15 protein-coding genes are annotated in these 18,764 nt (G+C 65.3%); 7 read left to right on the top strand and 8 right to left on the bottom strand.

Annotated features, from left to right (window positions below; genetic code table 11):
- Positions 1-108: 108 nt before the first annotated feature.
- Positions 109-1,338, top strand: coding sequence for a hypothetical protein (locus tag HPT29_RS08605; RefSeq protein ID WP_173949499.1), 1,230 nt, complete (start codon positions 109-111; stop codon positions 1,336-1,338).
- Between the two features lie 76 nt (positions 1,339-1,414).
- Here HPT29_RS08605 and dksA read toward each other — a convergent pair whose 3' ends face one another.
- The 4 genes from dksA to HPT29_RS08585 all read right to left on the bottom strand — a co-directional run bounded on the left by dksA (position 1,415) and on the right by HPT29_RS08585 (position 5,558).
- On the bottom strand, positions 1,415-1,834 hold the full coding sequence (dksA, locus tag HPT29_RS08600; protein WP_009489488.1) for an RNA polymerase-binding protein DksA: 420 nt from the start codon (positions 1,832-1,834) through the stop codon (positions 1,415-1,417).
- 152 nt (positions 1,835-1,986) lie between these two features.
- Complete coding sequence (locus tag HPT29_RS08595) at positions 1,987-2,973, bottom strand: YcjF family protein (protein ID WP_173949500.1); 987 nt, start codon at positions 2,971-2,973, stop codon at positions 1,987-1,989.
- The gene (locus tag HPT29_RS08590; RefSeq protein ID WP_173949501.1) at positions 2,970-4,418 is read right to left on the bottom strand and encodes a YcjX family GTP-binding protein; all 1,449 of its coding nucleotides are present in this window, start codon (positions 4,416-4,418) and stop codon (positions 2,970-2,972) included. Before HPT29_RS08590 ends, HPT29_RS08595 begins: the two co-directional genes overlap by 4 nt.
- 69 nt (positions 4,419-4,487) lie before the next feature.
- Positions 4,488-5,558, bottom strand: a complete 1,071-nt coding sequence (locus HPT29_RS08585; RefSeq protein ID WP_173949502.1) for a ferritin-like domain-containing protein — start codon at positions 5,556-5,558, stop codon at positions 4,488-4,490.
- A 183-nt stretch (positions 5,559-5,741) separates the two neighbouring features.
- On the opposite strand from HPT29_RS08585, the gene HPT29_RS08580 reads away from it, so the two are divergent.
- On the top strand, positions 5,742-6,266 hold the full coding sequence (locus tag HPT29_RS08580) for a GNAT family N-acetyltransferase (RefSeq protein ID WP_173949503.1): 525 nt from the start codon (positions 5,742-5,744) through the stop codon (positions 6,264-6,266).
- Here HPT29_RS08580 and HPT29_RS08575 read toward each other — a convergent pair.
- Positions 6,263-6,787, bottom strand: a complete 525-nt coding sequence (locus tag HPT29_RS08575; RefSeq protein WP_173949504.1) for a SixA phosphatase family protein — start codon at positions 6,785-6,787, stop codon at positions 6,263-6,265. The genes HPT29_RS08580 and HPT29_RS08575 overlap by 4 nt on opposite strands.
- On the bottom strand, positions 6,787-7,635 hold the full coding sequence (locus HPT29_RS08570) for an AAA family ATPase (protein ID WP_173949505.1): 849 nt from the start codon (positions 7,633-7,635) through the stop codon (positions 6,787-6,789). The genes HPT29_RS08575 and HPT29_RS08570 overlap by 1 nt, the downstream gene beginning before the upstream one ends.
- Positions 7,636-7,742: 107 nt before the next feature.
- On the opposite strand from HPT29_RS08570, the gene HPT29_RS08565 reads away from it, so the two are divergent.
- The 4 genes from HPT29_RS08565 to HPT29_RS08550 all read left to right on the top strand — a co-directional run bounded on the left by HPT29_RS08565 (position 7,743) and on the right by HPT29_RS08550 (position 12,914).
- On the top strand, positions 7,743-9,029 hold the full coding sequence (locus tag HPT29_RS08565) for a cystathionine gamma-synthase family protein (protein WP_173949506.1): 1,287 nt from the start codon (positions 7,743-7,745) through the stop codon (positions 9,027-9,029).
- A gap of 225 nt (positions 9,030-9,254) precedes the next feature.
- Positions 9,255-11,045, top strand: a complete 1,791-nt coding sequence (locus HPT29_RS08560; protein WP_173949507.1) for a cation:proton antiporter domain-containing protein — start codon at positions 9,255-9,257, stop codon at positions 11,043-11,045.
- Between the two features lie 61 nt (positions 11,046-11,106).
- Positions 11,107-12,282, top strand: coding sequence for a vWA domain-containing protein (locus HPT29_RS08555; protein WP_173949508.1), 1,176 nt, complete (start codon positions 11,107-11,109; stop codon positions 12,280-12,282).
- Positions 12,283-12,344: 62 nt separating this feature from the next.
- Positions 12,345-12,914, top strand: a complete 570-nt coding sequence (locus tag HPT29_RS08550) for a hypothetical protein (RefSeq protein WP_173949509.1) — start codon at positions 12,345-12,347, stop codon at positions 12,912-12,914.
- 121 nt (positions 12,915-13,035) lie between these two features.
- On the opposite strand, the gene HPT29_RS08545 is transcribed toward HPT29_RS08550, so the two are convergent.
- Both HPT29_RS08545 and HPT29_RS08540 read right to left on the bottom strand, forming a co-directional pair.
- Positions 13,036-13,461 carry a universal stress protein gene (locus tag HPT29_RS08545; RefSeq protein ID WP_173949510.1) on the bottom strand — a complete coding sequence of 142 codons (426 nt, stop codon included), beginning with the start codon at positions 13,459-13,461 and terminating at the stop codon, positions 13,036-13,038.
- 15 nt (positions 13,462-13,476) lie between these two features.
- Positions 13,477-13,797, bottom strand: a complete 321-nt coding sequence (locus HPT29_RS08540; RefSeq protein WP_173949511.1) for a 2Fe-2S iron-sulfur cluster-binding protein — start codon at positions 13,795-13,797, stop codon at positions 13,477-13,479.
- 318 nt (positions 13,798-14,115) lie between these two features.
- On the opposite strand from HPT29_RS08540, the gene HPT29_RS08535 reads away from it, so the two are divergent.
- The gene (locus HPT29_RS08535) at positions 14,116-18,726 is read left to right on the top strand and encodes an apolipoprotein A-IV repeat region-like domain-containing protein (protein ID WP_173949512.1); all 4,611 of its coding nucleotides are present in this window, start codon (positions 14,116-14,118) and stop codon (positions 18,724-18,726) included.
- Positions 18,727-18,764 lie beyond the last annotated feature (38 nt).

Here is an 18,764-nt window from a genome sequence, read left to right as displayed (position 1 = left end):
CCCGGTTCCGTTAACCATTTGTTAACCTTGCGGCTGGCTTTGACGGTCAATGTGGTACAAACACCACGGAACGGGCCTGCACGGCCTGCAAACACTTGAGAGTACATCGTGTCATCTCTTTTCGGTATCGAAGCGTCACGGGCAGTCCAATTCGCGATTGCGTTCGCGATCATTCTGATCCTGCTCGTGCTCTTCGGTGTAGTCTTCCGCAAGCTGACAGGCGCCAGACTGATGATGCCCGGCAGCGACCGCGGTCGCGGCAGCCGCCAACCGAGGCTCGGCATCGTCGACGTATACGATCTCGACCGGCAGCGGCAGCTTCTCCTTCTCCGTCGTGACAATGTCGAACACCTTCTTCTCATCGGCGGGCCCAACGACGTCGTCATCGAAACCAATATCGTTCGCGTCGCCGGTGCCCGCATTCCGGCACCCTCCAACGACACAGGCGTGGAACGGTTCGAGCCGACGCTCGATCAGCCTCCCCGCCCCCCACAGGTCGAGCCCAACGGCCGCCCCTCCATCGAAACCCAGCTCGCCGCCCAGCTCGGTGCTTTCGTGCGGCGTCCTTCGGAGGAATCCGAGATCGACCAGGAACTCGCACCCGTCGCGACGGTGAGCGCTCCGGTTCCAGCTCATCCTGAGCCCGCGCTGAAACCTGATGCTGTGGCAGTCTCGGCCGCCCCTGCCATCCAAGGCCTGCGCGCCGAGGCGAGGACACCCTCGGTCCACAATGCTCAACCCGCTGCAGTTCCGCCCGTGGAGCGCCCGGAGCCGCGCCCGAGCATGGCACCTCCTCCGTTCCAGTCGCGCCCGACGCCGGTTCCCCCGCCCCCTCCTGCTCCACCGGAACCGATCCGAGAGCCGGCACCGATTGACCGTCCAGCCGTGACCGAGCGGCCCGCTCCCGGCGCAGGTCTCCTGTCGGATATGGCAAAGCAGCTCGAAGAGGCGCTGAAGCGCCCTGCGAATCCTGTCACCCCGCCCCCGGTCGCTCCAGCGCCTGAAGCCGACACATCCGAGCCTGAGGGTGTTCAGGATGAGGACGAGATCCTCGAGCCGACGCCGGCCGACACGGAGCATGTCGCCGTGTACGACCGCCGGGACGAAGACGATCGCGCCCCGATCCTGGAACCCGCGCCTCCGGCCAGACCAACACCGGCTCCCGAGCCGATCCGACCGGTGCCGCCCCCTCCGCCGGTGACGGCTCCCCTCCCGCCGCAGGCAAAGGAGCCGCCCGCTGCTCCCCAGAAGCCGACGGATCCGTTCTCCGTCGAAGATATAGAAGCGGAGTTCGCCCGCCTCCTGGGGCGCCCGCTCGACCCTTCCAAGAAAGGCTGACGCGTCCCGACGACCGCGAGACGCAAAGAAAAAGGGCTCCGCAAGCGGAGCCCTTTCGACGTGGTGCTAAAGGATCTCAGTCGTCCCGGTAGACCCGTTCGTTTCGCTCGTGACGCTCCTGCGCCTCGAGGGACAGCGTTGCGATGGGACGCGCTTCCAGGCGCTTCAAGGAGATCGGATCCCCGGTCTCCTCGCAATAGCCGTAGCTCCCATCCTCGATCCGCGCGAGCGCGGCATCGATCTTGGCAATGAGCTTGCGCTGGCGATCCCTGGCACGAAGCTCGATGGCGCGGTCCGTTTCCGAGGAGGCGCGATCCGCGAGGTCAGGATGGTTCTCGTTCTCGCTCTGCAAGGTGGCGAGGGTTTCCTGAGCCTCTTTGAGGATATCATGCTTCCAACGGATCAGCTTGCGCCTGAAGTACTCCCTTTGCCGTTCATTCATGAAGGGCTCGTCTTCTGTCGGACGATAACCCTCATCAATCACGATGTCTGTCATGTTCAGCCGTTCTTCCCCGATGAACCGTGGCGCCCCTATATAGGCAAGCAGGGTCGGCGACAACGATATTAAGCGTCATCGATTTGTCTAAGTGGCCCGAGCACCTCTTTTGCACCTTGGAAAGGGCGGGCGCGCACGATTTGCCGCACCCATCAGGAGGAGGCCGCCTCCGCCCGGCTGATAAGCTCCCCGGCGACATCGCCGATCTTGGGAGTCTCCTCCCGGATGAACGGGAGCGGACGGCAGACGGACAGCGCTGCGAGGCCGAAGCGGGCGGTCATGAGCCCGTTCAGCACCCCCTCCCCGAGCTTGGCCGAGATTCGCGCCGCAAGGCCCAGGCCCAGCACCTGCTGCATGAGGCTGTCGCCCACGGCCATTCCACCCGTGACCGCGAGGTGGTTGAAAGCCGCCTTGGCGAGGCGCAGGAACCCGAACAGGCCGGGCCGCCCGCCATAGATTCGCGAGAGGGTCCGCAGCAGCCGCACCGCCGCGAAGATCACGAAGGCCACATCCACGACGGCCCGGGGGCTCACCGCCGTGACGAGGGAGACCTGCTTCGCCGCTCCGGCAATGGCCCGCTTGGCCTGGACGTCGAGGGGCGCCAGCAGCTCGCGCTCGGCAATGGCAAGCCGGTCGTCCGCATCGATGATCTCGTCGGTCAGGCCGCGCAGGCGCGCGCTCCCCGGCGCCGCCGAGGCGCGGCCGCCATAGAGGCTCAGAAGATCGGCCACAATGCTCTTGGCGGCCTTGTGGTCCTTGACCGCAAGCGCATCGATAGCAGCCTCCCGCAGGCCTTCGATCTTTTGCTCGCGCCAGATCCCCGCCACCTCGCGGCCAATGATGGCCACGAACGCCAGGAGGGCGATGATCGCGAGGCCGAGCGCCACCCAGCCGAGCCACGGCGCGACGGCATAGAGCTCGACGATCAGGTTCTCGACTGCGAGCCCGAGGCCCAGAACGAGGAGGCCCGACAAGGCGGAAACCAGGATTCCGATCCAGGGGGCACGGCGCTTCTCGCCCATGGGCACCAGGACGCCGTCCGCGGCTTCGATGGCGTCGAAGGGCTCCTCCGTGACCTGCACGGCGCCGGCCGTGACGTTCGGATCGTCGAGACGATAGGCGCGAGGTTGGCGGCTCATGCGAAGCGATCCCCCAGAAGGAATTCAAGGGCCCGGTCGAGACGGATGTGAGGCATCTTGGCCATGCGGCCCGCAGCATCGACCGGCAGTTTCGGTGGGCGGAAGCGTGGAAATCGGAACGAGCCCGGAGGTATCGCGCCCTGGAACACGGCTTCGGGCGTTTCCGGCAGTTCGCCCGGGAAGATCGCGGCTTCCGCCTCGCCGTCGAAGATGTCGTCCCCCACCCGCTCGCCAGCCTCGGGAACGCCGGCCACGGCGCGCAGGGTTTCGCGGCCTTCGCGAATCGTCGTCTCGCGGGTCGCGCGCACGGAGGCGAGCGCCACCGTTCCGACCCGCGCGCCGGCAGCCTCAGTCCGACGAGAGGCGCGGTTCACGAGAAGGCGCAGGATCGCGTCCAGACGGTCGTGATCCGTGTGGTGGATGTGATCGGCCTTGGTCGCCGCGAACAGGACCCGGTCGGCCCGCGGTGAGAACAGGCGGGACAGCAGCGTGTTGCGCCCGGTCCGGAAGGCCATGAGCACCTGATCCAGCGCCTCCTCCAGTTCCGCTAGGGCCACCGGACCAGCGTCAATAGCGGCCAGAACGTCGACGAGAACGATCTGTCGGTCGATGCGCTGGAAATGGTCGCGAAAGAAGGGACGGACCACATGGGTCTTGTAGGCCTCGAAGCGTCGTTCCATGAGGGCTGCGAAGCTGCCTGGCGCGATCGGCTGCCCTTGAGGCAGGTCAAGCGGCGCGAAGGTCAGCGCGGGCGAGCCCGCGAGGTCGCCCGGCATGAGGAACCGGCCCGGCGGCGTGGTGGCGACGGCCTCCGAGCCGGCGCGCAGGGCCGTAAGATAATCCTTGAACGCCTCGCTCGCCCTCGAGGCGAGCATCTCGTCGGAAGTCCCCAAGGGATCGAGGGTTTTCAAGGTTTCGTGCCAGTTCCCGGCAACAGGGACGCGGTCACGCTTGCGGCTTGCTTCGATCGTCTGACGGGACCATTCGGCGTAGCCGGCATCGAGGAGGGCAAGGTCGAGGAGCCATTCGCCCGGGTAATCCACGATGTCGAGGGCGAGCGAAGCCGGTCCTGTCCGCCAGCCGGATTTCCGTTCGAATTCCACATCCACGCGCAACTCGCTGATCCGGTTAGTGGATTGCGGCCAACGACGGCTCTCGGTGAGGGCCTCCATGTGCTCCTCGTAGGGAAAGCGCGGTACCGCGTCATCCGGCTGATGGGCGAGATGGGCCCGCCGGATCCGTCCCTCGGCGGAAGCCCTGAAGGCAGGCAGGCTCGTGCCGCGGGTGAGGTGATGGACGAGCGCGGTGGTGAAGACCGTCTTGCCGGACCGGGCAAGCCCCGTGACACCGAGGCGGAGGGAGGGCTGGATCAGCTGCCCCGAAGCCTCCCAGAGCGATTGCGCAGCGGACCCGGCGCGGGAGGCGAAATCGGTGATGACGGACACGTAGATGAACCTAATGCTCTCAAGCCAAGCTCGAAGGTGGGGCTTGAAGTCCTAACGTGCAAGACAGCGTCAGTGCTCCACGCTCGGCACAGGTACCCGGGAGAGATCCGCTTTCCTCTCATCGGACCTCGCATTCTCCTTCAGCCTAGCGGCTGCCCGCTCGACGGCCTCTTCCACCAGATCGGGGCTGGCGCGCAGTGCCCCGAGCTCGAAGGCCGACATCGCCAACATCACATGGGTCAGGTTCGGTTGAGGCGTGCCGTCCTCGGCGAACAGCTTGAGATCGTCGGTGGGCTTCAACCCGAGACCTTCGACCATCCGGCCGGCGTAGTTGCGATGGCGCTGTTCTTCGGACGGACAAGCGGTAGCCACCTGAACCTTCTGGCTGGGCTTCGGAGCCGCCGAGGCGGTGACCGCCGATTCCGTCGCCGGTCTGCGCCGGGCGACGGCCTGCGGCGGCGCCTTCGGCTTTTCGCCCATGCCTTCGGCGATGCTCGGCACCCGGAATTGCGGCGTCCTCGCCGCCATCGGGATCACCATGGAGACCCGGCCCGGCCTGCCCCCGGGGCCGGCTTTTGCCGTATACCGCACACCGCCGCCCTTCTTGCGGCGCGAGGCGAGATACTGGGCCCGCACAGTGCCGCCGATGCCTCTGACGGCCAGCATGGCGATCCCCCCGATGCCCGTCGCGACGCCGCATTCGGCCGGGGCCCAGCGGCGGACGATATCGAGGGCGGACTTGCGGTTGAACTCCAGGTAATAGCGCCGCAGCAGGGTGGCGGCGGCGTCGGCTCCGTGGTCGGCGGAGATGAAGCCCACATGCCCCTCGCCATCTGTCGCGAGTTCGCCGTTCCAGCGAGCGCTCTTGATGCACCAGTAATTATTGAGCTTGACGCAACGGGTGACGAAGGGACGCTCGGCCTTGAGAAGGGCCGCCATGGCGACGACCGGCTTCGGCTCCAGGGCAGCCATCGCCTCCCGGCGCCAATTCGTGACTTCGCGGCGCTCCGGCTCATAGCGCGCCTGCAGGGCTTCTGCCTCCCGGACGGGCTGCGACGATGTTTCTCCCGCCCCGTGATCATCCCCGGGCAGGAGGGCGCGCACCGCAAGGGCGATCGCAAGAACCATCTGAGGCGTCATGGTAAGGATCAGCCCCCGCTTCGGCCGAAAAGAATGGAAAGGCTTTCAGGCAGAACGATGGTAGGGCTGATCGGTTCAGTCTCAATGCGTGATGCTGGTCCTTCGGCAGCAATCGAAGTCTAATGGTCCGACCGCTCGGTGAGGAGCCACCGACATCTCGCATCGACCGTTCCGCAGGGATCCATGTCCGCCACCATCACCATTCGACGTTTGCAGCACACGGACGCGTCGGCCTACCAGGAACTGCGGCTCGAAGCGCTGCAGACCAACCCGGAAGCCTTCGGCTCCAGCTACGAGGAGGAAGCGCCTCTCGCCCTCGAGGCGATCGAGGCTCGCATTTCCTCGTCGGGTCCGAACGCCATCTTCGGGGCCTTTTCCGAACGGAGGCTCGTCGGCATGGCGGGATTTGCCGTCTATGAGCGGATGAAGGCCCGCCACAAGGGCGTCCTCTGGGGCGTCTTCGTAAGACCGGAATGGCAGGGGCGGCACGTCGGGAGAGACCTGGTCCAGCGTGTGATCGACCATGCCTCCCGGCACGTGATCATGCTCGAAGCGGCTGTCGGCCTCACGAATGAGAACGCCCGGCGGACCTATCATGGTCTCGGATTCAGGCCCTACGGCATTGAGCGCAAGGCCCTCAGGGTCGGAAGCGTCTTCCACGACGAGGAACTGCTCTATCTGGATCTCCCACGGCCGGGAGACGTCTAATCGTCCTCGCCGTTCCCCAGAGATTTGGGCGTCACGAAGCGCTCCAGCGTACCGGACTTCGGCTTGATTGCGCTCCAGGCCTCAAGCGGGAAATCAATGACGGCAAGGCCGGCAGTCGGGTATTTCTGGCCGAGCCGCAGGATCCCGTCGATATCGCCTTCGCCGATGAGAAGCTTCGCGAGTTCCTCGAAGCCCGGATTGTGGCCGATCATCAGCAGGGTCCGAACCCCAGGCTCCACCTCCTGCACGACATCCAGGAGCCGCCCGACGGGAGCTTCGTAGATCCGCCCGTCGCGACGGGTTTGGATGTCGCCGAGGATGGACTGAACCCGTTCCCAGGTCTCCTCCGTGCGACGGGCCGGCGAGAGGATGACGAGATCAGGCTCCAGGCGCTCCCTCTTGAGATAGGTGCCCATAACGGGAGCCGCCTCCTGGCCCCGCTTGGCCAGAGGCCGGTCGAGGTCGAGGACACCGGAGGGCCAGGCGGCCTTGGCATGACGGAGGAGCAGGAGGCGAAGCATCAGCGCCCGTCCCGTCTGGCGATGAAAGCCAGCTTCTCGAACAGGCTCACATCCTGCTCGTTCTTCAGCAACGCCCCATGAAGCGGCGGGATGAGCTTGCGGGTGTCGCGCTCCCGCAACTGCTCGGGGCCGATGTCCTCGGAGAGCAGGAGCTTGAGCCAGTCGAGCAGCTCCGAGGTGGAGGGCTTCTTGCGCAGACCAGGAACGTCCCGCACCTCGAAGAAGATCTTCAGGGCTTCCTCGACCAGTCGGTGCTTGATGCCGGGATAGTGCACCTCGACGATCCGACCCATCGTCTCGGCGTCTGGGAACTTGATGTAATGGAAGAAGCAGCGGCGCAGGAAGGCATCCGGCAGCTCCTTCTCGTTGTTGGACGTGATGACCACGATGGGTCGCTGGGCCGCCTTCACGGTCTCGCCGGTCTCGTAGACGAAGAACTCCATGCGGTCGAGCTCGAGCAGGAGGTCGTTCGGGAATTCGATGTCGGCCTTGTCGATCTCGTCGATGAGCAGTACGGGACGCACCTCGGACGCGAAGGCCTCCCACAGTTTGCCGCGCTTGATGTAGTGACGGATATCGGACACCCGGGAATCGCCGAGCTGGCTGTCGCGCAGGCGGGACACCGCATCATACTCGTAAAGCCCCTGCTGGGCCTTGGTGGTCGACTTGATGTGCCAGGTCAGGAGCGGTGCGTTCAGGCTCCGGGCGATCTCTTCGGCCAGAACGGACTTGCCCGTTCCGGGCTCCCCCTTCACCAGGAGAGGCCGCTCCAGGGTGATGGCGGCATTGACCGCCACCGTTAGGTCCTCGGTCGCCACATAGGTCTCGGTTCCGGCAAAACGCGCCATTCTCACCATTCCTCGGTTTCATCCAGACCCTAATTCCTGCCGCTGCCTTTCGGCAATCGCCTTCATAGGGTAAGCCCATGACAAACAAACCGGGAGGATAACGACCTATGGCCAATAACCGCTACCACAAGGACCGCATCGGCAATCACAAGCTGAGGCCCGAGACCCTCATGCTGGGCTACGGGTATGATCCGACCCTGTCGGAGGGCGCAGTGAAGCCTCCGGTATTCCTCACCTCGACCTTCGTGTTCACCAGCGCCGAGCACGGCAAGGAGTTCTTCGATTACGTGGCGGGCCGCCGCGAGCCCCCGCAGGGCGAGGCCGCGGGTCTAGTCTATTCGCGCTTCAACCACCCCAACTCCGAGATCGTCGAGGACCGGCTCGCCATCTTCGAGGAGGCGGAGGCTGGCCTCCTGTTCTCCTCCGGCATGTCGGCGATCTCCACGACGATCCTGGCGTTTGCCCGGCCCGGCGACGTGATCCTTCACTCGCAGCCGCTCTACGGCGGCACCGAGACCCTGATCGCCAAGACGCTGGCCAACATGAACATCGGGGCCGTCGGTTTCGGCGACGGCGTGGACGAGACCGGCATTCGTGCGGCAGCAACCGAAGCTCAGGCCAAGGGCCGCGTCTCGGTCATCATGATCGAAACGCCATCCAACCCGCTCAACACGCTGGTGGACATCGCCCTGATCAAGAGGATCGCCGACGAGATCGGCACCGCTCAGGGCCATCGCCCGGTGATCGTCTGCGACAACACCCTTCTCGGCCCCCTCTTCCAGAAGCCGCTCAAGGACGGGGCCGACATCTCGGTCTATTCACTGACGAAATACGTGGGCGGCCATTCGGACCTGATCGCCGGCGCGGCGCTCGGATCCAAGGACCTGATGAAGACGGTGCGCCTGTTGCGCTCGGCCATCGGCACCCAGCTCGACCCCCATTCCTGCTGGATGATCGGGCGCTCCCTCGAAACGCTCGCCCTGCGCATGAGCGCGGCGAACCGGAACGCGGAGATCGTGGCGCAGTTTCTGCACGAGCACCCAAGCGTGGTGAGGGTGCACCATCTCGCCTATCTGCCCGAGGGCTCACGGGCCAGAGAGGTGTACGAGGCGCAGTCCGACGCGCCCGGCTCCACCTTCTCCTTCGACGTGAAGGGCGGCGAAGCCGAGGCCTTCCGGGTCCTCAACGCGCTCCAGGTGTTCAAGCTCGCGGTGAGCCTCGGTGGCACCGAGTCGCTGATCTCGCACCCGGCTTCCACGACCCATTCCGGGGTCCCGAAGGCAACCCGGGATCGGCTCGGCGTCTCCGACGCCACGATCCGCGTCTCCATCGGCATTGAGCACCCGGACGATCTCGTGGCCGATCTGGCGCAGGCGCTGGCGACGCTGGATTAGCCATCCCCATCTTGCTTATCAGCATCCCCGGCCCTGAGCCGGGGATCCAGGTCTCCTCCTGCTTTGTGCCAAGTTGGCCGGGATCTGTCCGGCCATGACGATCAGGGGGGATCATGATGAAAACCCATGCGCTCATGTCGCGCCCACCATGCCGTCGGGAGCGGCATTAACCCCTTGCGCATCACTTGGACGTAGAAGGACAATATCTCTGACCGGAAGGAAGCAATGGCCGCTGCGATAGACCTGCACGCCTATCAGGAACCCATTCTTTTTCTGGCAACGGCAGGCATCGTCGTCCCCCTGTTTCACCGGCTCAAGGTCAGCCCGGTCCTGGGGTTCCTGGCGGCAGGCGCGTTGCTGGGGCCCTTCGGTCTTGGGCGTCTCATGCCGAGCTACCCTTGGGTCGACTGGCTGACCTTCACGGACCCGGAGGGGACCTCGCGGCTGGCCGAGTTCGGCGTGGTCTTCCTCCTGTTCACTATCGGCATCGAGCTGTCCTGGCAGCGCCTGCGCCTCCTGCGACGCATGGTGTTCGGGTTTGGAACGCTCCAGGTCGTGCTCTGCACCCTCGCCTTGAGCCTGTTCGCGTATAAGAGCGTCGCCACCGTGACGGCGGCCGCCATCATCGGCATCGCCCTGGCTTTGTCCTCCACGGCCATCGTCCTGCCGGTCCTCGCGGAACAGAGGCGCCTCAACACCTCGCCGGGACGCGCGAGCTTCTCAGCCCTGCTCTTCCAGGATCTGGCCGTGGCGCCGATCCTGCTCACCATCGCGGTCCTGGACATCCGGCAGCCGGAAGTCACCACTCTGACCCTGGTCACGTCACTTCTTCAGGCGGCGCTGGCCCTGGCCGTCATCGTGGTGCTCGGACGCATCGTCCTGCGGCCCTTCTTCCAGATGGTCTCGACGACGAAAAGCCCTGAACTGTTCATGGCGGCCTGCCTGCTCGTTGTGCTGGTCACGAGCCTCGTCGCGGCTGCGAGCGGCCTGTCCATGGCGCTTGGCGCTTTCATTGCCGGCATTCTCCTGTCGGAAACCGAGTATCGGCGCGCCGTCGACACGACGATCCAGCCCTTCAAAGGCCTGCTCTTGGGCGTCTTTTTCGTCTCGGTCGGCATGAACCTGGACGTCGTGCGGTTTCTGGAGGCGCCGCTGACAATCCTTGGGATCGCCACTCTGGTGGTCGCCGTCAAGAGTGTGATCATCTTCTGGCTGAGCCGCCCGTTCGGGCTCAATGCGGCCGAAGCCGCCGAGACGGGGCTGCTGCTCGGCCCCGGCGGCGAGTTCGCGCTGGTCATCCTCGGCAGCGCCATGGCGGCCGGACTGGTTCCCGGCGAAGCGGGCCAGAGCCTCCTGATCGTGACCACGCTCACCATGGTGGCGATTCCCTTCTTCGCCCGGCTGGGACGCCGCCTGAGCCGCCGGCTGGAGAAGAAGCGTCCCCTCGACCCGGCGATCACGGTTCCACCCCCGCCGGAGGAGCCCGGACGGGTCATAGTGGCCGGGTATGGCCGTGTCGGCCAGCTCGTCGGCGACATGCTTCAGCGGCACAAGGTGCCTTATCTCGCCATCGACCTCGACCCGGCCCGCGTGGCCGAACAACGCAGAGCCGGTAAGCCGGTCTATTTCGGGGACGGGTCCTATCCCGAGTTCCTGCGCGCCTGCGGCATCGAGCAGGCGCGCGCCCTCGTCATCACCCTTGACACTCCGAGTGCCATCGGGGCGTTGGTCGCGGCCGCCCGGCAGGAGCGGTCGGACATTACCATCGTGTCCCGCGCCCGCGACGACAAGCACGCCGCTCAGCTCTACGATCTCGGCGTCGACGATGCGGTGCCCGAGACCATTGAGGCCTCCCTGCAGCTGAGCGAGGCGGTTCTGACGGATATCGGAGTTCCGATGGGGTTGGTCATTGCCTCGATCCATGAGCGGCGCGACGAATTCCGCGAGGTTCTTAAGAAGAACACCCGCAATCCGGAGCGCATCGAATTCAGAGCCCGTCGGACGGTTGGAAAGTGAGAGCAAGGTCCGAGCCTTGGATCGGCCTTGACCTTCCTCCGCAATGCCGGACACTGGCCCGATGTTTCTGACCTTCTTCACAGAGCTGCGCGCGGCCAAGGTGCCGGTCTCCTTCCGGGAGTATCTGTCCCTGCTGGAAGCGCTCGACCGTGACCTTGCGGACAAGAGCGTCGAGGAATTCTACTATCTCTCCCGTACCTGCCTGGTGAAGGACGAACGGCATTTCGACCGTTTCGATCAGGTGTTCGCCCATGTGTTCAAGGGTATCGAGAGCATGGGCCACGCGGTCGACGAGACCGGCATTCCCGGAGAATGGCTGCGCAAGCTCGCGGAGCGCTACCTCACGGAGGAGGAGAAAAAGCAGATCGAAGCCATGGGCTGGGAAAAGCTCTGGGAGAACCTGAGGGAGCGCCTGAAGGAGCAGAAGGGCCGCCACCAGGGCGGCAACAAGTGGATTGGGACCGCCGGCACCTCCCCTTACGGCGCCTACGGCTACAACCCGGAAAGCATCCGGATCGGGCAGGACAAGAACCGCAGCTTCCGTGCCGTGAAGGTGTGGGATAAGCGAGAGTTCAAGGATTTCGACGACAGTGTCGAGCTCGGCGTCCGCAACATGCGCATCGCCCTGCGCCGTCTGCGCCGTTTCGCCCGGACCGGCTCGGCCGAGGAGCTGGACCTGGATGGGACGATTCAGGAATCGGCTCACAAGGGCTATCTCGACGTGCGCCTACGCCCCGAGCGCCGCAATGCCGTGAAGGTTCTGCTCTTCCTCGATGTGGGGGGCTCCATGGACTGGCATGTCGAAGCCGCCGAGGAGCTGTTTTCGGCCGCGCGCCTCGAGTTCAAGCATTTCGAGCACTTCTACTTCCATAACTGTGTTTACGAGAACCTCTGGAAGGACAATCGCCGCCGTTTCGACGAGGTGATCCCCACCCTCGACGTGATCCGCACCTATCCGTCCGATTACCGGGTGGTCTTCGTGGGCGACGCGTCCATGAGCCCTTATGAGGTCACCCATCCCGGCGGCTCGGTGGAGCATTGGAACGAGGAGCCCGGTCAAGCCTGGATCCGGCGCGTTCTCGACCACTTCCCGAAAGCCGTGTGGCTGAACCCGGTGCCGCAGCCGCACTGGGGTCACACGCAATCCATAACCCTGATCCGACAGCTCTTTGGGGAGCGCATGTACCCGCTCACTCTCGAAGGCATCGACCACGCGATGCGGGAACTGGTCCGCTAACGTCCCACGGCCGAGCCGGCTGGGGGGTTTGCGGAACGGATGCTGCGCCGCTAAGAAGCCGCATGACCACGACCTTTACCCACAGCCCCAAGCCCTTCGGGGGGCCGATTTCCTTCACCCTCAGGGGCGAGAAGCTCACCGTGGATTCGGGCCGCAAGGTGCATGAGGTCCAGCTCGGGGCCGTCAGCACCGTTCGCATGACGTTCGAGCCCGGCCGGCTGGCACAGAAATCATTTCGCACGAAGGTGGTCATGAAGGACGGCAAGTCCTTCACGTTCAGCTCGCTCGATTGGAAGAGCCTGGTGGAGGCCCAGGAGCTCACCCAGGAATACCGCGCCTTCGCCCAAGCCCTCTGTGAAGCCATCGCCCAGGCCAACCCGCAGGCGAAGTTCGTGGCCGGAAAACCCCTAGGGCTCTGGCTGCCCACCTCGGCGCTTGCCATCGCGTCGCTCGTCGCCATGGCGTATTTGATCTGGCAGGCTCTGCGCATGGGTGCGACGGGCGTTGCGCTGCTGGGAGGGTTGTTCGCGGTCGTGGGCGTTTGGCAGATTGAGCCGATGATCAGGCTCAACAAGCCCCGCCCGTTCCGCGCCGGGGAGCTGCCGGCGGAGCTTCTGCCTAAGGCTCCTTGAAGGATGAGAATCCCGTAATCAGCGTCAGCACCGCCCTTGTGTCGACGATCTCGATCGCTCGAAGCGCCGAGCCACACAAGATCGCGGTGGCCGGACCGGCCACGACCCTGGAATGTTTGGCCTAGGCCCGCACCACCAGCACCGAGCACTTGGCGTGGCGCACGACGGTGGCGGCATTGGATCCGAGCAGGTAAGTCGCCATGGTCGGCCGATGCGAGCCGATGACGACGAGGTCGGTCCCGGTCTTTTCGGCCTCGTCCAGCACTTCGTTGTAGACGGAGCCGAGCCGGACGACGGCAGAGACGCGCTCCGCTGGAAGCGCCACCTTGGCGGCTAGGTCCGCCAGTCGCTTCTCCGCCTCGCCCTGCTGCTCCTCGTCGAAGGTCGGCGGCATGAACTCCATGTAGGTCACCGGGACGATGGCGCGCACATAGATCAGGCGCAGAGTGCCGCCCGAGGCGGTAGCGAGTTCCACCGCCTTGTCGATGGCGGGCTGCACCGCCTCCACTTCCCCGAGGTCGACAGGTACCAGGATCGTCTTGAACATCAGCTTATCTCCGGATCAACCTTGACGGGTGGGCGTGTGAACGACAAGCCCGTCAAGCTCGGGCCTGACGCGGATCTGGCATGAAAGCCGCGAGTTGGGACGCACGTCGTAGGCGAAGTCGAGCATATCCTCCTCCATGGGCTGAGGCTGACCCGTCGCCGCCTCCCATTCCTCGGCGACATAGACGTGACAGGTGGCACAAGAGCAGGCTCCCCCGCATTCTGCCTCGATCCCGGGAATGCCATTGCGGATGGCCGTTTCCATCACGGTTGCGCCCTCCTCCGCCTCCACGGTGCGGGCCGTGCCTTCGGCATCGACGAACGTAATATTGATCATTGCGGACCTCTGCTTGTCGGCGCATACTTAAGACAGACTGCGCCGGAAGACGAGAGACGCATACGAAACCTGCCGTCTTTTCGCCGCAATTTTCCCCGGTAGAGCAGGTTACTAAGCCGTTAACGACGTTCATAATTGGCAGGGGACATCGGGTTTCCTTGTTTCAGATCGGCCGCTAGACTTGCTTGGTAAATGACAGATTACCGTGCGGAATTCTCTAAATGGGACTTCGCACCGGTTGGAGCCAGGCATTCACCTCGTCGTTGTAGTGAGTGAAGGCGGCTTCAACCATCATCAGTTGCGTCACGAGGGCGGATCATGGCGACCGAGAACAAGAAAATGAAGGACCCGGCCGAGGCAGCCTTGTCGGCTGTCGAGCAGGCGCTCAATCTTGAAGAGACATTCGTGATCCACACTCCAGAGCGCTCAGGCGGCAAGCCATACGAGGAGCCGAAGCTGCCGGACATCGATGATCACGACTTCACCAAGGGTCCGTTCGGGCTTGGTTCCGATTCCCTGTCCGCCCAGGCAGACGACCATGACCCCAGGCTCGACGACATGGCCCGCTCCGGCTTCATCGCCCCCGACCGGAGCTCCGTGGCCAACGACGACCGCCAGAACGTGGGCGTGATGCTGCAGGCTCTTCAGATCCGCCCCTCTCGCCGCGCCTACTGGTTGGCCGCACTCGCTTCCCTGCTCTGGCTCGGTGGCGTGGGAGCCCTCGTCTATGGGCAGGGCATCACGACTCCCGAACAACTGCTCGCCACCTTCTCGACCTCGCAGCTCGCCCTTGGTGCCGTCGGGCTCGTGGCACCGGTCTTCCTGTTCTTCATTGCGGCGATGCTCACCGTCCGCTCGCAGGAGATGAAGCTGGTCGCGCGCGCGGTCGGCGAAGTCGCCGCGCGTCTGGCCCAGCCCGAAAACTTCTCGACCGACGCGGTTCTCTCGGTCTCGCAGGCCGTGCGCCGTGAGGTCGCCGCCGTCGGCGACGGGGTCGAGCGCGCTCTCGCCCGCGCGGGAGAACTCGAAACCCTCGTGCGCAGCGAGATCTCGACGCTGGAACGCGCCTATTCCGACAACGAGATCCGCATCCGATCTCTGATCGACGAACTCGTGGCGCAGCGCGAGGCGATCGTGTCGAACGCCGAGCGCGTGCGCGGCTCGATCACGGGCGTGCACCAGAATCTGATCCAGGATCTCGACGGCGCTAGCGAACGCGTCGTTGCCGCCGTCAGCGGCGCCGGCGACAAGGTCACCGCGTCGCTGGAACAGCAGGGCGATCACATCACCCAGGCCCTCGGCCGCGCGGGGGAGCGTGTCGTCGAGGAAATGGCAAGCCGCGGCGTCGAGCTGGTGGAGCGCCTCTCGGGCTCGAGCGAAGAGATCAAGAACGGCATCTCCGAGGTCGGCACCATCATCACGGGTGCGCTCGAGAGCAAGGCGCAGGACATCACCGGCGCCTTCGAGCGCACCGGCGATCTTCTGACCCGCCACCTCCAGGAAGGCGCGAGCCAGGTCACTCGCACCCTTGCGGAAACGGGTCGCGGCGTGATCGACGCTCTCGCCCAGCAGGGCAACGACGTGCGTGAGGCCTTCGAGTCGACGGCCCGCACCCTGGAAGACAGCTTCGCCCAGCGGGGCAGCGAAATCACGGAGAAGCTGGCAGCCACCGGCGGCGTGATCGCCGACGACATCTCGGCCCGCACTGCGGAAATGCGGGATCAGATCGCCACCGCAGGCTCCGCCGTGGGCGAGGAGATCGTGACTCGTGGCGTACAGGTTCGCGAGCAGCTCGCCGCCACCGGATCCGGTGTAGTCGAGGAGATCGTGCTGCGCGGCAACGAGTTCCGTGAGCGCCTGGCGACGACCGCAGCCGACGTCACTCGTGAGATCGATCAGCGCGGTGCAGAGGTGCGCGAGCAGTTGGAGAGCGCGGTGCGCCTTGCCGACGAATCCATCGGCACCCGTGTCGAGGATCTGGCCAACCGCCTGGAGACGGCAAGCCAGCGAGTCAGCGAGTCGGTGACCGTCCAAGGTCAGGCCCTGGAGACCAGCCTCGCTCAGGCCGGCGAGCGCGTCTCGCTCCTCATGGGCAATCAGGTGGAGGAATTCCGTACATCGTTCGAGTCGCGGGGACAGGAGTTCTCCGAGGCGCTTTCCCGCCACACGGACGAAGCGCATACCCGCCTGGCCACAACCGCCAAGGACATCGTTCTCGCCATCGCGTCCCAGGGATCGCGCGTCAACGAAGTTCTCAACCGCACCGCAGAAACCCTCTCCACGACGGTCGACACCCGCACCCGCGAGATGGAAGAAACACTGGGCTCGCGCCTCACCGCCTTCGAGGGCGTCATGGCCCGCGGCGGCGAGATGGCCGAGCGCATGTCGCGCGACGTCGGCAGCCTGACGGAGACGATCAGCGGCCGCTTCGAGGAGATGGACCGCCTCATCACCGTGCAGGGCCGCACCGTAGCCGAATCCTTCGCCGAGCGCGCCCGCGAGGCAACTACGGCGATCGAGACCCAGCTTGCCGCTCTCGAGGAGCACGCCACCCGCCGCACCTCGGAGATCGCCGTCAATTTCGACACCATCGTCGAGCGGGTCGACTCGGTTCTCGGTGCCCGCTCCACCGCCCTGAACGAGGCTCTCGTCATCCGCACCGGCGAAATGGCCCGTGTCATGGCGGAGGGGGGACGCGACGTGGCGACCGCACTTCAAGCGCGCGTCGATGAGATCAGTCAGGCAATCACTGTCAAAACCAATTCGATCGCCGATACTCTGGCATCCAAAGCCGAGCAGATCAGCGAGTCCCTGGATGGCCGCATCGCCACGATCAACGAGGTTCTCGGCAGTCGCGCCGACGAGATCACGGAGACCCTCGGTACACGGGCATTCGAGATCAACCAGACCCTCGGACGCCGCGCGGAAGAGATTTCCATCGCCCTCAACCAGAGCGTCACGATGCTCGAAGACCGGGTCGTCAACCGTCTCAGCGGCGTTGCCGAGACCATCGACGAGCGGGGGCAGGCTGTTCTCGGCTCCTTGACCAGCCGCATCGACGAGATTCGCTCAATCTTCGACACGCAGGGCGCGTCCCTCGTCGAGAATCTCGGCACCCATGGAGACCTCATCGGGCGCGAAGTCACAGCCATTAGCGAGACCACCCTGCGCAACCTCGAAGAGCGCAGCACCACCCTGCTCTCCTCGCTCCAGGAGCGCACGATGGAGCTGACCGCCTCCTACGCGCAATCGACAGAAGCCATGCGCAGCGCCATTGACGAAGGCACTCAGCAGAGTGTTCAGACGCTCACCGGCACCAGCGACCGCCTGCGGGGCGAACTCACCGATGTGCTGGGTCGCCTGCAAGACGCCAATCGTCTGCTCCAGCAGGTTGCGGCCTCGGCCAGCAGCAATCTTGGCGCCGTCGAGGACGGGCTGGCCGGACGGGTCCAGCACATCGAGTCGCTTCTCTCGGAAATCGCCAGCCAGACGGGGCGTGCCTCCGATCAGGTGGCCGATCAGGTGGACGCGCTGCGCAGCGTATCGTCCGGAGCCATCCAGCAGGCGATGGAACTGGCCCAGAGCCTCGAGGAGCGCGGCCGCGCGCTCACCGACACCACCCAGGTGCAGATGCGAACCCTCACCGAAGCGACGACCGCGCTGGAGCGTGTCGAAGCGCGCATGAGCGAGGCGCTGTCCAGCCGTCAGAGTGCCCTGGACGAGCTCCTCGCCCGGATCACCGACCGTTCGCAAGAACTGGAAACCGTCACCCGATCCTTCACGACCGTCATGGAAGGTTCTCTCGAGAACGCCGATGCCAAGGCGCGGCAGCTCGGGGCGGTCCTTGCCGCCGCCGCGGAGACGACGACGAACGCCATCGGCGAGCAATTCGAGCGCATCCGCGCCACCACGGGCGAGGAAAGCACCCGCACGGCGGCCGCCCTGCGCACCAGCTACGAACAGGCAGCGGCCGAAATGACCGAGGCGCTGACCAACGCCACGACAAAGTTCCGCGACACCATGGGCGAACTGCGCGGCATGACGGGTCAAATCCAGCGAGAGCTGGAGGCCACCCGGGCGGAACTCCGCCGCGGCGTCGTCGAGCTGCCGCAGGAGACACAGGAAGCGAGCGCCAACATGCGTCGCGTCGTCGCCGATCAGATCAAGGCCCTCAACGAACTGTCGGCTCTCGTGTCCCGCTCGAACCGTCTCGTCGACGCCGCTCCGGCTCCGCAGCCCCGCAAGGCTGCGGCCAACGAGACCCCGGTTGCCGCCACCATGGCGGCCGTCGCGGCCGCGGTCGAGCAGCGCATCGCGCAGACGCCCGCCCCCGCCCCGACGATCGCCCGGCAGGCCGAACCCAAGCCTCCGGCCGCTCCGGCCCTGAGCCCTGCTCCAGTTCCGGCTTCTGCGCCGGTTCGTCAGGCTCAGCCGGCCGAACGTCCGGCTTCCCGGAGGGACGAGGCTCCCGCCCGTGATGCCGGCGGCCGCGGCGGCTGGCTCTCGGATCTCCTGAACCGGGCCTCTCGCGACGAGGCAGTGGAACCGGCCCGCACGCCGGGAAGGACCGACCGCGCCCGCACGAACAGCCTCGAGTCCCTCGATTCGATCTCGGTCGATATCGCTCGGATGATCGACCACGAGGCGGCTGTCGAGCTGTGGGACCGCTATCGCCGCGGCGAGAGCAACGTGTTCACCCGTCGTCTCTATACGCTGCAGGGGCAGCAGACCTTCGACGAGATTCGCCACAAGTACCGCCGGGATGAGGAATTCCGGCAAACCGTGGATCGATATGTCGAGGAGTTCGAGCGCCTGCTGTCAGAAGTATCCCGCGACGATCGCGACTCCATGCTGACGAAGACCTATCTGACGTCGGAGACCGGCAAGGTCTACACCATGCTGGCCCACGCGAGCGGCCGGTTCGAGTGACTGGGATCAAACTGAGACGGTAAGAAACGCGGCCTGCG

The organism is Microvirga terrae (assembly GCF_013307435.2).
GTDB lineage: Bacteria > Pseudomonadota > Alphaproteobacteria > Rhizobiales > Beijerinckiaceae > Microvirga > Microvirga terrae.
Note: the sequence above shows the minus strand (reverse complement) of the source record. Positions and strands in the feature narration are given on the sequence as shown.

Excerpts from the sequence above, each read along its gene's own strand:
- dksA (WP_009489488.1), bottom strand. The coding sequence starts at position 1,834 with ATGACAGACATCGTGATTGATGAGGGTTATCGTCCGACAGAAGACGAG.
- HPT29_RS08595 (WP_173949500.1), bottom strand. The coding sequence starts at position 2,973 with ATGAGCCGCCAACCTCGCGCCTATCGTCTCGACGATCCGAACGTCACG.
- HPT29_RS08585 (WP_173949502.1), bottom strand. The coding sequence starts at position 5,558 with ATGACGCCTCAGATGGTTCTTGCGATCGCCCTTGCGGTGCGCGCCCTC.
- HPT29_RS08580 (WP_173949503.1), top strand. The coding sequence starts at position 5,742 with ATGTCCGCCACCATCACCATTCGACGTTTGCAGCACACGGACGCGTCG.
- HPT29_RS08575 (WP_173949504.1), bottom strand. The coding sequence starts at position 6,787 with ATGCTTCGCCTCCTGCTCCTCCGTCATGCCAAGGCCGCCTGGCCCTCC.
- HPT29_RS08570 (WP_173949505.1), bottom strand. The coding sequence starts at position 7,635 with ATGGCGCGTTTTGCCGGAACCGAGACCTATGTGGCGACCGAGGACCTA.
- HPT29_RS08565 (WP_173949506.1), top strand. The coding sequence starts at position 7,743 with ATGGCCAATAACCGCTACCACAAGGACCGCATCGGCAATCACAAGCTG.
- HPT29_RS08560 (WP_173949507.1), top strand. The coding sequence starts at position 9,255 with ATGGCCGCTGCGATAGACCTGCACGCCTATCAGGAACCCATTCTTTTT.
- HPT29_RS08555 (WP_173949508.1), top strand. The coding sequence starts at position 11,107 with ATGTTTCTGACCTTCTTCACAGAGCTGCGCGCGGCCAAGGTGCCGGTC.
- HPT29_RS08550 (WP_173949509.1), top strand. The coding sequence starts at position 12,345 with ATGACCACGACCTTTACCCACAGCCCCAAGCCCTTCGGGGGGCCGATT.
- HPT29_RS08545 (WP_173949510.1), bottom strand. The coding sequence starts at position 13,461 with ATGTTCAAGACGATCCTGGTACCTGTCGACCTCGGGGAAGTGGAGGCG.
- HPT29_RS08540 (WP_173949511.1), bottom strand. The coding sequence starts at position 13,797 with ATGATCAATATTACGTTCGTCGATGCCGAAGGCACGGCCCGCACCGTG.
- HPT29_RS08535 (WP_173949512.1), top strand. The coding sequence starts at position 14,116 with ATGGCGACCGAGAACAAGAAAATGAAGGACCCGGCCGAGGCAGCCTTG.